Source organism: Bacillus sp. V3-13, from assembly GCF_002860165.1.
In the GTDB taxonomy this organism is placed as follows: domain Bacteria; phylum Bacillota; class Bacilli; order Bacillales; family Cytobacillaceae; genus Bacillus_BJ.
This window is the reverse complement of record NZ_PGUZ01000028.1, coordinates 68,023-81,263: the sequence shown is the minus strand read 5'-3', so window position 1 is coordinate 81,263 and position 13,241 is coordinate 68,023. Positions and strand designations below refer to the sequence as shown.

The following is a 13,241-nucleotide window of genomic DNA, read 5'->3' as shown; positions in this document are numbered from 1 at the left end:
GGCTCAAAATCATGGAAATGTATTAACTGAATATTCTAACTACATTTATGCAACGCTAGTGATTTTTATTATTGGTTGGCATTTTTGGTTTTAGACTTTTTAGAAATATGAGAAAAAAATCGTAGTTTGAAGCTATTCCATTTGAGAGCTTGTTTTTTGTTTTACATCCATAATCGACATAGCTGCAACAGTTGATCCCATTAAAATTGCCCATTTAGTAATACATTTTATTGTGTTATTTTTAATATGAGTATGTTAAATATGTTGATATTTTTCTTAATAGAATTAAAAAGATAAGGGTGTGTAATGGAATGAATTCGATTTCAACTGTTGCTAAATATCTTACCGAAAATGCGAATTCACTGGCTATTGAAATCGTCGATGAAATTCTCGATAAATTTGAATTTACAGTTCCTGAAGAAGAAATTAAGCAGGCAATTGTCGTTTATAAGGAATTTATTGGATTTCTGGGACAAGCTTTAATTTCAACGGAAATGAAAGTTCCTGATGGCCTTATTGAGTGGAGCAAAAGGAACGGGGAGCGCGAAGCAGCTTTAATGGGCAGAATATCGAGCATTATTGGGCGCTATCCCGATACAAGATTGGTCTTCAGTGAACGCATCAATAAAATCATCCTATCTTTTGGGCTCTCTGCCGAGGATGTTATCTTTGTTAATAAACGCCTCAACTTGATGCTTGATATTAGTATTACGGAGACGATTATTGCCTTTGAACGACTTACAGATAATATTTTAAAAACCAGACAGGGACAGATAAACGAATTATCAGCACCAATTGTTCCAATTCAAGAGGGGGTTGCTGTCCTGCCGTTGATTGGTTCAGTTGATTTCGAAAGAGCTGAGCATCTTTTAAATAAGGTTGTCCCGAAAATCCCACAGTTAAGAGTGGAATGCCTGATTATCGATTTTTCCGGAATTGTAACGATTGATGCGGAAGTGGCAGGCCATATATTCAATATTTACGATGTTCTTCGTTTGCTTGGGATCAATGTCATTATGACCGGGATACGCCCTGAATTAGCGACAAAAGTCGTTCATAGAGGAATTGATTTTTCGTCGTTTACGACCTATTCAAACGTTATGCAGGCGATTGAAAGTATAAAGTAAAAATGGGGCTGCTGATGCAGTCTTTTTTGGTTATGGAAAAAGGCAAGGACGTCTGGAGAAGGCCTTGCCTTTTTTATCATGGTTGAGGATAAACCGAATAGCCACTAATGCTGATATCTTTAATCCAGACTTGCGCATTCTTCCCATCACGATCAGCTATCCATAAATCACTGCTATCACCTGCTTCTGATTTTCTTAGCCATGCTACTTTTTTCAATGCAGGTATATAGTTTGGCAGATAATCACCGAGATCCGCTGGTGGATTGGTGATTTTTGTTTGTTCTTGTCCGATAATATTCAACAAGTACAAAGAAGGTTTCGGCCGCTGTTTCGGATCGTTTGACCATTCACTCTCTGTGACTCTTGAAACGATAAGAGAATTATCATTAACCCATGTAAATCCCAATTCTGCATAACTGGCAGGAGTGAGGTTTAACGATTTGTTGGAAGGTATTTCGGTAACCTTCATATCCTTGTTTTTAAAGCCATCGACAATTCTTCCACCTCCGGCTATATAGCCTAAAATATTTTTCTGGTCAACCCATTTGGGATTATCCAAATTTAAAATGATTTCATCAAGGACGCTGAAATTTTTTCCATCTGTGTTAATGACACACAGCATATTACTATCCATTGACAGCGAGCCTGTTGGAGAAACAATAAACGAAATCCACTCATGATCGGGAGAAAATTCAAATGTAGTGGCGTTGATTGAATCAATACTTGCGCCGTCCGTGGACAGCTCTTTAGGAATGGTGTAAAAGCGTTTGGCGTTTTCCGTAAGACTGGGGTGGTTCTTATAGTCTTCCGTTAAAGAAATTTTGTATAAAACCGGATTGGTCCATCCATCCGGACGGAGAGAAGCGCCAGATGATGCAATAAATCCTTTTCCATCTGGAAACCAATTAAAATCATTTACTCCCAAAGCGATGTTATAAAATTTGTCCAAGTCTGAAACATTCAGTACGCCCCCGCTTTGGAAAGCAATCATATTTTCCTTTGGTGACCATTTCGGACCATATCCATCATAGAAAATTTTTTGATGTTTTTTCTCTGTCACGTTGTAAACCCATATTTCCGACTGAACTTCTTTACATTCATTTATGGTGGCAATCACGTCTTTTTGATACATGATCCACTTCCCGTCATGAGACCATTGCGGCGGGTGCGGATATTGGCCGGGTTCCTTTGTAACTTGCTCCACCTTGCCATTGATCTTTGTCCATAAATACCCATCTCTAAAAAAAGCCACTTTTACGTCGTCGTTCACAACTTCTGCTTGGGCAAATTCAGGTAAAAAAAGAATTACCGTCGCTACAATCAGCAATATTAATTTTTTCACATTCTCGCACCCCCGATTTATAAACTCTTGATGTTATTTTCTACTATCGGGAAATGAATTATGAAAATAAAAAGGTGTCGGTATGTGCAAACGTTAATTTGAGGCTGCGTACGAGTGACCTAATTTGGTGCTTCACCACCTGGATGAAGGACTTTTCCCCAGCGCACATACCTCATTTTATTCTTCATTACCTGGATGAAGGACTTTTCCCTAGCACACATACCTCATTTTGTTCTTCATTACCTTGATGAAGGACTTTTCCTAGCACACATACCTCATTTTGTTCTTCACTACCTTGATGAAGGACTTTTCCCTAGCTCACTCTCCTTATTTATCATTTCCAGTGATTGGTCTAAAATTGAGTTACATGGAATTTTATCTTTAACTGGGACATATGTCCTTTTGGTTTAATGCGCAATTGTATTTAATAGTAAACAATATCGTATTCCCGGAACAGAGAGCAGGGATTTGATGAAAGAAATCGCTGATGAGCGGTTATTAAAGTCGTATTTTAAAAGCCAAAACCTCCAAGAGATTTTTACCGAAAAGCTGATTGCGGATATGAAATTATTTTCATTTGAAAAGGGGGAAATTGTCTGTTCGGGTGGCGATACGTTAACCCATTTGTCTTTGCTTGTAGATGGCAAATTAAAGGTTTATACGATTTTGCCGAATGGAAAATCGTTATTACTGAGGTTTATCAACCCGCTCGGGATTATTGGCGATGTCGAATTAATGACCGGGTATGAAGTGAGGAACACCGTTGAATCTTTGAATGATTCGATAATGATTCGAATAAGTTTTGTAAAACTCCACGAATTTGCTGAAAATGAACCGAAATTTTTAAATTTCATCATTAAAAATTTAAGCCATAAATTATATACACTTTCGAATACGACAAGTTTGAATCTTTTATATCCCGTCGAAAACAAATTTGCCAGCTATCTAGTCTCTACCATGGTTGATGAAAATAACTATGCCCATATAGAAGAATTGAAAACATCGAAATTAACTGAAATTGCGGAGCTGCTCGGAACCAGTTATCGACACTTGAATCGAGTGATTAATCAGCTTGTTTCAAAAGGGATCATTGAAAGAAAACGAGGAGCGATTTTGATAAAAGACATCAATCAATTAATGATTTTATCAAAGGGAAATCTTTATGAATAAGGAAAGGAAGATTACATATGCTCGGTTTATTTTATTCAGTACTGGCTGGCATCTTTATTAGTTTGCAATCGGTCTTCAATACGAGAGTGAGTGAGAAACTAGGGTTGTGGCAGACAAACACAATCGTTCATGGCCTGGGATTCCTCGTGTCTTTGGCCGTATTTTTGATCATAAAGGATGGTACTATTCAAAGAATCAACGACGTTAATAAAGTGTATTTATTGGGAGGAGCATTCGGAGCCGTCGTCGTTTTCAGTGTCATGAAAGGAATAACGCTGCTTGGGCCTGCCTACTCGGTGTCGCTGTTGCTCGTTTCACAATTAATTATTGCGTTACTGATCGATTCCTTCGGTTTCTTTGGTATTGATAAAGTGCCGTTTACGGCCAATAAGCTGGTTGGGATCGCGATCATGATCCTGGGAATTTTCGTATTCAAACTGAAATAAACGTTTCATTTAAATTTGAAGGAGAGGATTATATGCCAGATCTGCAAACGTGGTTAACGGTTTTAGGTGCCGGCCTCTTAATCGTGTGTCTCCTGGTCCACAATGGGCGATTACAATAAAGTCGAGCTTATCTTCAAAGAGGAATGGTATCTCTACTGTTTTTGGGATGTGTTCCGGGAGCATGATCCATATTGCCTATTGTTTGATTGGAATCGGCGTACTCATTTCACAGTCGATATTATTATTTAGCATCCTGAAATGGCTTGGTGCCGGTTATTTAATTTATATGGGGTTGAAATCGCTTTTTTCAAAAATACAGCAGACAGAATTTTTTGCCGATCGTGACCGCGTTGCTAATCAACTAAATTGCTGGAAATTCTATCGCGTCGGCTTGTTAACCAGCCTGTTAAATCCAAAAGCAACTTTGTTTTATCTGTCATTATTCACTCAAGTGGTTGATCCGCAATCTTCGATTTATGCACAGTTTTTTTATGGTTATTCCGTAGTGGCTATAGAGATGATCTGGTACTCACTGATGGTAACTTTCCTAAGCCATAACATATACGAAATCGGTTATCGGCAATGTCCATTTGGGTCCAACGAGTGTCTGGTGGCATCCTTATCTTGCTGGGAATTCACCTTGCCATGTCCAAGACTGGAAACTAATGCAGTTAGAATGTTTTTCATTATAACACGGGTGTTTTTTAAAACAAAAACGCCCTTTTTTATATGGTATTTCATACTAGCGTATAGAAAATACTGGTCAGCCTCTATAAGTAAAAATGATCAGCATCAATCACAACAATAAATTATCTTTATTTTTTTTGATCGGCTAAAATTGAAGAGAGGAGGATTGATCATGACCTTTGTTTTTAAAGCAATTGACCATATTCAATTAGCCGCACCGCGCGGATCTGAAGAAATGGCGAGAAGGTTTTTTGGAGAAATACTGGGACTTAAAGAAATAGAGAAACCTGTCGCATTAAAAAATCGAGGCGGAGTTTGGTTTGGGTTTGGCAGTTATCAGCTTCACATTGGGATTGAAGAACCATTTTCTCCGGCTAAAAAGGCGCATCCAGCTTTTACAGTAAACAATATTCATAGCTTGAAACAGCATTTATCTGAAAACAATGTTTCTTTCACTGAAGACGACCATCTTCCCGGGGCTACCAGAATTTTTATCAATGATCCTTTTGGCAATCGAATCGAAATTTTGGAATGGCTCAAGTAAGCGATAAATTGATTCGGACCAGTATAATTGATAAAGAATAAAGTTATTGAAGGGACTCGTCGAGATGAACCAAAAAAAGAAAGCAACTGTACAATCTCCGAAAATTCCACAAGGAATCAGGCCGCTGCTGTTAAATGATGAACTGGAACAGGAAGAGCGGTATTTTAGTATGGCCAAAGTTACTGATTGTAAAATATATGCAGAAACGTCCGATAAAGTCATCTTTGAACAAGTCGTTTTCAACAATGTCTCCTTTGAAAACACCACTTTTAGAAACGTTGAATTCACGGATGTTATTTTTGAAAAATGTGACTTGTCTAATGTGGATTTTAGCGATGCGATTTTACATAAAGTTGAATTGAAGGAATGTAAAATAATCGGCGGCAACTTTTCAGCGTCGACCATGCGTAATGTTCTGTTTGAAAATTGTTTAGCAACCTATGCCGCATTTGGTTTTTCAAATAGCAAGCAAGTTAAATTCCAAAACTGCTTACTAACGAATGCTGATTTTTATGAGACAAAGCTAAAAAACGTCGAGTTTAATAAATGTAATCTTAATCAAGCTAATTTGGCGGGGACGGAATTAGCAGATATTGATTTAAGCAGCTGCTCATTCGAAAGCTTAGTTGTATCCTTTGATAAATTAGCTGGCTGTATCGTATCATCAGAACAAGCGATTGGTTTCTCAAAAGCTCTCGGCCTAATTGTAAAAGAATAACCTAATCTATTCCCAAGCACGGAAAAAGTGTTTATATGCATATGGATTCATAAGAAAGATCCTCATTCCAATTCTTAACAGGGGATCATTTTCTATCAAGTCTAGGTCCTATCATCCTGTTAATCTATTCTTTTATCACTTATACTGAAGTTGGCATATAACCTATTTTACTTTAAAACGAGGGAGGTATAACATGAATTCCAAGTCGGCGCTTACGGGAACAGTGTTCCTTTCAAAACTCATCACCCAATATGCGCATATCCACCAGAAGACAGTTGGAAAGACGGCCGATGAATATGTTCGACAAATTGGCCTGCGGACAGGGGAATGGATTGAGAGTTTCTATGGCGATAAAGATGCGGACTGGACGGTTGATCAGTATGCCGAAGTGATCGTAGATCTGAAAAATTCTATTGGCGGCCATTTTTATATTTCGGCTGTTCATGAAGATCATGTGGTTGTGAAAGCAAAAGCATGCCCGTTTGGGGAGGTTGTTAAGGATGCTCCTCATTTATGCAATATGACATCAAGCGTATTTGGAGGCATTGCTTCCCGTAAGTTTGGATATGGAAAAGTAAGTTTAAGAAAAAGGATAGCCGTCGGGGATCAAGGATGTGAAGTAGCGGTCTACTTCCGGCCGGATAAGAGTGAGGAAGGTGATGTGTATGAAAACATCTCCCGCACACCGGATAATGGCGATCCTTTTAAATGGGAAGAGGATACGATTCTCCTTTTAAATGAACAGCTAAGGCAAAGCGATGAACTCGTCATGAAGCTTGTGAATGAATTGCAGGACTTACGGCAGCAAGTCAAACAGGAAAAAGAGAAAAATATACGATTGGAATAACGGCTTATTTGTTTTGAAGCTTTTCCTAAATAGAGATCAAGGCTTATTTAAAAAAGCGGGCGAATTATGTGAAAAATGAATATAAATCTCCTTTAAATCGACAAATTATGTTATCTTTTTCACAAACTTTTTATCTTTTTACCATAACCAAAGTGTTTAATAAGGTAAAATTTTAGTGTTTATCTCAATAGCAAAAATTGAATGTAGGCCGCTACAAAAAGATCAGTATTTTTACAAAAAATTGATAGAAAAATCTGAATTTTGGTTTAAAATGGAATTAGTGCAGTTTATAATAAATCTGGGAAGTAATATGTATGAAATTTATCCAAGTTAGTCAAGAAAATATTAATCATGAACATATTTGCTGTGCGTTAGGTGCGAAACAATATGAACAAGCAGTTAATGAAAAAAAGCAATGGTTAACAGATCGAATGGATGAAGGGTTGGTTTTCTATCGTCTGGATGAACGGGCAAAGGTGTTTATTGAGTATTTACCCGCTGAATCAGCATGGGTTCCCGTCGAAGCCCCAAACGATATGCTGATTAATTGCCTATGGGTTTCAGGACAATACAAAAATAATGGGTTTGCCAAACAATTATTGGAGAAGTGCAAGGAAGATGCCATTACACGCGGAATGGATGGGATCGTCCATATCGTAGGCGAGAAGAAGAAGCCCTTTTTAAGCGAGAAACGCTTTTTTGAACATATGGGCTTTGAATTGGTAGACAGAACTGCGTGAACTCGTTCGTTATCGTCGGAGTATCATTGAGGAGCGTGCCAGCAGCATAATCGAATCCAAAAGGTGTTAGAAGGAGCAAACATTAAGTTGGGATCTGTTGTTTCAGATGTGTTGGGCGTTTCCGCCCGGGATATGCCTGACGCCATTGCCGATGGTGAAGAGGATCCTGAAAAGCTAGCAAACTTCGCTCGACGTACAATAAAGAATAAGAAAGAAGAACTGGAACACGCCCTTAGAGGTTACACCAATTCGCATCAACGTCTCATGTTGAAAACCATTTTAGGGCATATTGACTTTTTGACTGAGCAAATTGAGATGCTGGATCAAGAAGTGGCAGAAAGAGTAAGTACCCATCAAGAAGAAATAGAGCGACTAAATTCTATTCCTGGCGTAGCTACAAGAATGGCTGAGCAAATTTTATCCGAAATCGGGACTGATGTTAAGAAACAGTTTCCAACTGCAGCACATATGTGTTCCTGGGCGGGCTTGGTTCCAGGGCAAAACGAGAGTGCTGGAAAAAGGAAATCAGCCAAAACCAAAAAAGGAAAAAAGTATTTGAGATCGGCTTTAACAGAAGCAGCTCATTCTGTAAGAGGATCTAAAAACTATCTCGGGAGCACTGTATAAGGCGTACAGCATCACGAAAAGGAAAGAAACGAGCAGGAATTGTAGTCGCTCATGCCATGTTGCGTATCTCATATTATCTTTTAACTCGAAAAGAAATGTATGTAGACTTAGGCGAAGACTACTTTGATAAGCAGAGACAACAATCCATTGTTCGGCATTCCCTAAGAAGGTTCGAAAGTTTAGGATACACCTTTACGTTACAGGAACCTAAAGCATCTTAATCCAGTCAACTTACTTATCATCGATCAATGAATTTGGCGCTCTCCCCTTTTAAAAAATGAATGAGCTGCGTCCTCTTTAGTATTGTCTTTTTCTCTGAGTTACAGAAGTTTATTTTCATGGTAGTTGAAGATGCAATCTACATTGAAACCTATATTAGCCAAGGTAGCTACAAAAAAGTTTCTGTGTCTAATTTTGATATGTTATAAAATGTCTCTTTTGTCTATTTTCGTATGTTGTATAGTTGAAAAAATTATCTTAATTATTAATATTCCAAGTTGTATTCAAATTTATTACTTAGACATATCCACTATTTTGATAAAAGTAACTTCATCATTTTCTAGACCAAACTCGATATGTTTTTTTGTCTTTTTATCAAAGTAACCAATTTGTGCATTGTTTGAGTATTCCTCTTTTAAATAATATTCCTTACCATACTTTTCAATAACACTTTCTTTACTATCTCCAACTGTAATTCCCTTACCTGAAGAATGTCTACTTCCAATAAGAGTATATTCAAAGAGTTTATTATTTTCTAGAATAAATTGAAGGCCCTCTTCTTCATAAGAAAGATTAATTATTGATCCCTCGCCTTCTTCCGATGTAGGAACTCCAAAAGTTTTAATAATATTTTCTTTTGTTGTACCAAGGGTTATAGTCTCGGTATTTTCATTGGATAAGTCTGTAGTTTCTACATCATTTAGATAGTCATAAGAATCCTTAGTTAACACTTCACAAGCCCCCAAATAGAACAATGGGATACAAACTATTATTGAAACCAACCTTTTATAAATATGCATATTTTGCCTCCTCAAATTGTCAACTCTTGCTGCTGATGAAAATGGATGCTTTCCTTTTCGACATGAATTATTACATTATATTGACCAGCAAGTTTATCACTTAACTCATATATGTATTCTCCGTCATCATTTTCTATTGTATCAAGGAATAAGTGTTTCTCACCGGATTCTTCATTCCATATTTCAAACCTTACCCTTGCAGTTTGCAAAGGAACATTATCTTTAGTTACATGAGCTATCAATCTTTTAGAACTCTTATCAAACATCAAATGTACTGATACGTCTTCTGCACTTTCATGCTCACTATGGTTGCTTTCTTCCTCTTCATTCGTTGAATTGTTTTCATGGTCTTCATGGTTTTCTTCTTCCTCATCAGTAACTACAATTTTCCTAGTTTCTTCGTAAAACTGATCATTTAAAGACACATAATAGGTAATTATATAATCCCCTGCCTTTTCAAAAGTCCTTTCAAAACTATATACATCATTATTTCTTTTAATGTTAATTTTTTTTCTATTGTGTACATTATCCATTGAGCCAATTTGATAATACGCCTGGTCTAACTTATTTACAAATTCTCCCCCCTTCCTTATTGATAACTCAAATTTTATAGTATCTCCGACTTGAATAGAATTTTTAGATAGAACAAGACCTGCCACAAGCGGAACCTCAGCTTGTGCTGTGTCCGAACTTCTAGTTTGGCAACCTATTAAGATACACGATTTCCTATTCTAAAAGGAGGATGTTACCCCCCCATGCAATAGAACTGATTGAGCATTAATAAAATATAGATTCTATAAATTAATATGCAAATACTTATTTAACCAACCTGCCCGGTAATTAAACAAGAAAAAGCCGCATGTTAGTTCATCAGGAAGTTGATGACGCTCCATTGTACTAACAGCAGTTACTGTCATCATCAAAGGGTGAGTTTTAATGATTGGGGCTTGAACTCTTAATCCAAAACCACCACCGACTATTGCTCCTTCATAGTTATTCTTTCATTGTCTCCTTTTAGTTATCTTTGTATAATCACCCGATTACTTTATATCTGCATATTCTTTACAGATCATATAAGTCCTTTCCAATAGTGCGGAAAAACTTAAACCAGCTGATTCTCCATACAGAGAGCAACTGTCGCTATTTTGTTAATCATTATTTTTCCTCCTTTACTTCTGCCCAATTAATATAAACCCTATGAAATTCTTGTCATTTATAAAATTTTTATTCAAACAGTTTACCGAGAAATCATGGAGTGGAAGAGAATAGTTATAAAATTATGTTGAAAGGAATTTATGAATTGTGCATAGAAAACAAGTAAGGAAAAAAATAAAATGCTGCAAACCAAGGGAGGATGTTCGTCGATAAATATTCACCATTTGCAGAAGTAGTGATTTCATTATTCTTTAATTATAGAAAAAAGTGATCGGAGGATGTTTTTTGCGTATCAAAGGCTTAAACCATTTTTTATTTTCAGTGTCGGATTTAGATAAATCTATTGAGTTTTATCAAAATGTTTTTGGAGCCAGGCTGTTGGTTAAAGGGAAGAGTACTGCCTACTTCGACCTCATGGGCATGTGGCTGGCCTTAAACCTGGAAAAGGATATTGATAGAAGTGAAACAAATGATTCTTACTCACACATCGCTTTTTCACTCCACGAAGACGATTTTGAAAAAATGTATGAACACTTAAAAAGCTTAAACGTAAATATTCTGCCCGGACGTACGAGAGATGAGCGGGATAAGAAGTCGATTTACTTTACTGATATGGATGGACATAAGTTTGAATTCCATTCGGGTACATTGCAAGACAGACTTGATTATTATAAACAAGCAAAACCTCACATGGAGTTTTATATTTAATTACCGGAAGCTTATTATAGGCTTCCGTGTTTTTTGAAGGAAAGATACTGAAAAAACCAAATAAGTGCAGCCAAATCTTTATTAAAGTGCCTTAACGCCTAATATCTCCTATAATTCATCTGCGATACCTGTTACAGCCTATGGAACAACAGAAAATCCCCTCCCTATGATTCTCCCCAGAAGACAATCAACGAAAGCGGAAAATTCCACATTTGCACTAAGGTTTATGTCCAATTAGTTTGAGGTTCGATGAATAGTATAGGATTAAGCAAAGAGAAAGGGGTGTAAACAGATGAATAAACCATGGTTCCGAAAAAACAATGACGGAGACAATCGAAGCAGGAGCTGGTCAAGATCCGATAGCGATTCAGAGGCTGATGTAGATTTTGATTTCGAAAATGATTCCAAAAGTGAGTCTGAAGTGGATTCCGAGGTGGAAACCGATAATAAGCTGAAGAATAGGAACTTCAACAAGGCGGAAGCGAAAGTTATTGATAGTGGAAACGCGAAGGTTCACATTGATGTCGATGTTGATTCTGAATCGAAAGCAAGAGTTCGCACTCGTGCCGAGGCTGATCAAGAAGCGGAACAAGATCAAGAAAATAACCAGGAGCAAGACTAACACTAATAAATAATCTTTAACGAACCAGGGGTATATTCTTATACCCCTATTTTAAACTGGGATTTGAAATGAGGATTACTATGAAACAACGAGGGATCAATTATCCATTTCGGGTTCGGGGACAGGAATCCCGTTCCGATCAAAATGAGTCGGTTAATGAGTCTCAATCTACCCAGTCGTCCCAATCTTCCATTGGCGATAGCGGCAATTCAGATGTCGATGTAAATGTAAATGTGAACGTGGATACGATGCCAATTGCTATAGCCATTCTCTGTCAGGCCCTGGCAAACAAACAATTGACGCAGCGAGAGTTTGAATCGGCGGTGACGAATTTAGTGGAAATCACGGATAAATACCGAGAGATACAGAAAGATCCAGAATCAAAAGTAAAGCTGTTCAATAGGAGTATTTGGAGAAGATAAAACTGTATAATCATCTTCTCCAAATACATAGCCATTAATTGGGTTCAACATGGACGTGGACATCGTAAACATCATGCTCTTTTATTAATGCCTCTTCGACCTTTGTCGATATATTATGGGCATTGCGGATATCCAAATTCGAATTTACAAAAATGATGATATCTACGACGATATTATTCCCGTAATTACGGGCTTTGATTGTTTTAATTCCCTTCACTCCATAAATTGTTTGAATCGTTTTTTTATAGTCTTCAATTTTCTGCTCGTCAAAGCCATCGGTTAAATGATGGGACGCTTCCCGGAATATATCCCAAGCCGTTTTGCAAATCAATAAACCGACAACTAGAGCAGTTAAAGGGTCCAGCCAGGGCAGGCCGAATTGCGAGCCGATAATTCCAACAGCGGTTCCAATACTGACCCAGGCATCAGAGAGATTGTCTTTTGAAGCAGCCATTACAGACTGGCTGTTTATTTTTATTGCTAAATTTCTATTATAGCGATAAACCAAATACATAACCGCGGCACAAAATAAACCTGTCCAGGCAGAAATCATGTCAGGAGCCTGCTGATTCACCGAAAAAACAGAAGTAGCTGCACTATATAAAACTTGCACGCCAACCACCATCATGATAAAGGAAGCGACCAACGAGGCAACCGTTTCCGATTTCCAATGGCCATACAGATGGTCTTCATCAGCAGGCCTTTGCGACAGTCTCAATCCAATTAAAACGGCAAGTGAGGCAATGATATCGGTTGTATTATTTAATCCGTCTGCCCACAGGGCTCTGGAGTCAGAGATATACCCAATAAATAATTTTAAGGCAGAAAGGCAGAGATAAGCGATAATACTTATAACCGCTCCACGTTCTCCCATTTTTAAAGCATTGTATTTTTCCTGATCCATGGCTCGTCCTCCATTTTTAGTCCTTGCCTATCTTACCAAATGTTTTGCAAGTGGGTCTACAGCAATGTTTTTAATCTTCCCTATAAAAGTAACGGAAGTCAAAAAAAGTTTCATACGGTCAAAAAAAAGGGGAATTGCCAAAGCAATCCCCCTTCTCCTATAG

The 13,241-nt window shown here is 37.6% G+C and carries 15 protein-coding genes and 1 pseudogene; 12 read left to right on the top strand and 4 right to left on the bottom strand.

All coding sequences use genetic code 11. The features are described 5' to 3' along the window. The first annotated feature begins 311 nt into the window (after nucleotides 1-311). Entirely contained in the window at nucleotides 312-1,127 is an 816-nt protein-coding gene (locus tag CU633_RS11370) for an STAS domain-containing protein (protein WP_101660521.1), read from the top strand. A 76-nt stretch (nucleotides 1,128-1,203) separates the two neighbouring features. On the opposite strand, the gene CU633_RS11365 is transcribed toward CU633_RS11370, so the two are convergent. Further along, nucleotides 1,204-2,469, bottom strand: coding sequence for a TolB family protein (locus CU633_RS11365; RefSeq protein WP_101660520.1), 1,266 nt, complete (start codon nucleotides 2,467-2,469; stop codon nucleotides 1,204-1,206). A gap of 471 nt (nucleotides 2,470-2,940) precedes the next feature. On the opposite strand from CU633_RS11365, the gene CU633_RS11360 reads away from it, so the two are divergent. The 8 genes and pseudogenes from CU633_RS11360 to CU633_RS23330 all read left to right on the top strand — a co-directional run bounded on the left by CU633_RS11360 (nucleotide 2,941) and on the right by CU633_RS23330 (nucleotide 8,248). Further along, entirely contained in the window at nucleotides 2,941-3,639 is a 699-nt protein-coding gene (locus tag CU633_RS11360) for a Crp/Fnr family transcriptional regulator (protein ID WP_101660518.1), read from the top strand. Between the two features lie 17 nt (nucleotides 3,640-3,656). After that, nucleotides 3,657-4,085: a DMT family transporter gene (locus CU633_RS11355; RefSeq protein WP_101575441.1), complete on the top strand. Its 429-nt coding sequence runs from the start codon at nucleotides 3,657-3,659 to the stop codon at nucleotides 4,083-4,085. Between the two features lie 49 nt (nucleotides 4,086-4,134). After that, nucleotides 4,135-4,893 (top strand): LysE family transporter, encoded by a 759-nt coding sequence (locus tag CU633_RS11350; RefSeq protein ID WP_308314743.1) that lies wholly within the window; start codon nucleotides 4,135-4,137, stop codon nucleotides 4,891-4,893. A gap of 51 nt (nucleotides 4,894-4,944) precedes the next feature. Next, nucleotides 4,945-5,316, top strand: a complete 372-nt coding sequence (locus CU633_RS11345; protein WP_101660515.1) for a VOC family protein — start codon at nucleotides 4,945-4,947, stop codon at nucleotides 5,314-5,316. A 64-nt stretch (nucleotides 5,317-5,380) separates the two neighbouring features. Then, nucleotides 5,381-6,034, top strand: a complete 654-nt coding sequence (locus tag CU633_RS11340) for a pentapeptide repeat-containing protein (protein ID WP_101660513.1) — start codon at nucleotides 5,381-5,383, stop codon at nucleotides 6,032-6,034. A gap of 193 nt (nucleotides 6,035-6,227) precedes the next feature. Continuing rightward, nucleotides 6,228-6,881 (top strand): methanogen output domain 1-containing protein, encoded by a 654-nt coding sequence (locus tag CU633_RS11335; protein WP_101660511.1) that lies wholly within the window; start codon nucleotides 6,228-6,230, stop codon nucleotides 6,879-6,881. A 314-nt stretch (nucleotides 6,882-7,195) separates the two neighbouring features. After that, a pseudogene (locus CU633_RS11330) lies at nucleotides 7,196-7,609 on the top strand (GNAT family N-acetyltransferase); the annotation flags it as partial. Between the two features lie 99 nt (nucleotides 7,610-7,708). Continuing rightward, nucleotides 7,709-8,248 (top strand): transposase, encoded by a 540-nt coding sequence (locus CU633_RS23330; protein ID WP_257958662.1) that lies wholly within the window; start codon nucleotides 7,709-7,711, stop codon nucleotides 8,246-8,248. A gap of 512 nt (nucleotides 8,249-8,760) precedes the next feature. Here CU633_RS23330 and CU633_RS11320 read toward each other — a convergent pair. Together CU633_RS11320 and CU633_RS11315 are read right to left on the bottom strand one after the other, a co-directional pair. Then, entirely contained in the window at nucleotides 8,761-9,267 is a 507-nt protein-coding gene (locus CU633_RS11320) for a hypothetical protein (protein WP_101660507.1), read from the bottom strand. A gap of 11 nt (nucleotides 9,268-9,278) precedes the next feature. Further along, the gene (locus CU633_RS11315) at nucleotides 9,279-9,926 is read right to left on the bottom strand and encodes a FixH family protein (protein WP_101660505.1); all 648 of its coding nucleotides are present in this window, start codon (nucleotides 9,924-9,926) and stop codon (nucleotides 9,279-9,281) included. A gap of 781 nt (nucleotides 9,927-10,707) precedes the next feature. On the opposite strand from CU633_RS11315, the gene fosB reads away from it, so the two are divergent. The 3 genes from fosB to CU633_RS11300 all read left to right on the top strand — a co-directional run bounded on the left by fosB (nucleotide 10,708) and on the right by CU633_RS11300 (nucleotide 12,174). Beyond that, nucleotides 10,708-11,130, top strand: coding sequence for a metallothiol transferase FosB (gene fosB / locus CU633_RS11310; RefSeq protein ID WP_101660503.1), 423 nt, complete (start codon nucleotides 10,708-10,710; stop codon nucleotides 11,128-11,130). A gap of 292 nt (nucleotides 11,131-11,422) precedes the next feature. Then, nucleotides 11,423-11,752: a hypothetical protein gene (locus CU633_RS11305; protein ID WP_101660502.1), complete on the top strand. Its 330-nt coding sequence runs from the start codon at nucleotides 11,423-11,425 to the stop codon at nucleotides 11,750-11,752. Between the two features lie 80 nt (nucleotides 11,753-11,832). After that, on the top strand, nucleotides 11,833-12,174 hold the full coding sequence (locus CU633_RS11300; RefSeq protein WP_101660500.1) for a hypothetical protein: 342 nt from the start codon (nucleotides 11,833-11,835) through the stop codon (nucleotides 12,172-12,174). A 34-nt stretch (nucleotides 12,175-12,208) separates the two neighbouring features. Here CU633_RS11300 and CU633_RS11295 read toward each other — a convergent pair whose 3' ends face one another. After that, nucleotides 12,209-13,078 (bottom strand): cation diffusion facilitator family transporter, encoded by an 870-nt coding sequence (locus CU633_RS11295; RefSeq protein ID WP_101660498.1) that lies wholly within the window; start codon nucleotides 13,076-13,078, stop codon nucleotides 12,209-12,211. Nucleotides 13,079-13,241: the final 163 nt, after the last annotated feature.

What these genes read in the sequence shown, in the direction of transcription:
- CU633_RS11370 (WP_101660521.1), top strand. Translation starts at nt 312, where the DNA reads ATGAATTCGATTTCAACTGTTGCTAAATATCTTACCGAAAATGCGAAT.
- CU633_RS11360 (WP_101660518.1), top strand. Translation starts at nt 2,941, where the DNA reads ATGAAAGAAATCGCTGATGAGCGGTTATTAAAGTCGTATTTTAAAAGC.
- CU633_RS11355 (WP_101575441.1), top strand. Translation starts at nt 3,657, where the DNA reads ATGCTCGGTTTATTTTATTCAGTACTGGCTGGCATCTTTATTAGTTTG.
- CU633_RS11345 (WP_101660515.1), top strand. Translation starts at nt 4,945, where the DNA reads ATGACCTTTGTTTTTAAAGCAATTGACCATATTCAATTAGCCGCACCG.
- CU633_RS11340 (WP_101660513.1), top strand. Translation starts at nt 5,381, where the DNA reads ATGAACCAAAAAAAGAAAGCAACTGTACAATCTCCGAAAATTCCACAA.
- CU633_RS11335 (WP_101660511.1), top strand. Translation starts at nt 6,228, where the DNA reads ATGAATTCCAAGTCGGCGCTTACGGGAACAGTGTTCCTTTCAAAACTC.
- CU633_RS11320 (WP_101660507.1), bottom strand. Translation starts at nt 9,267, where the DNA reads ATGCATATTTATAAAAGGTTGGTTTCAATAATAGTTTGTATCCCATTG.
- CU633_RS11305 (WP_101660502.1), top strand. Translation starts at nt 11,423, where the DNA reads ATGAATAAACCATGGTTCCGAAAAAACAATGACGGAGACAATCGAAGC.
- CU633_RS11300 (WP_101660500.1), top strand. Translation starts at nt 11,833, where the DNA reads ATGAAACAACGAGGGATCAATTATCCATTTCGGGTTCGGGGACAGGAA.
- CU633_RS11295 (WP_101660498.1), bottom strand. Translation starts at nt 13,078, where the DNA reads ATGGATCAGGAAAAATACAATGCTTTAAAAATGGGAGAACGTGGAGCG.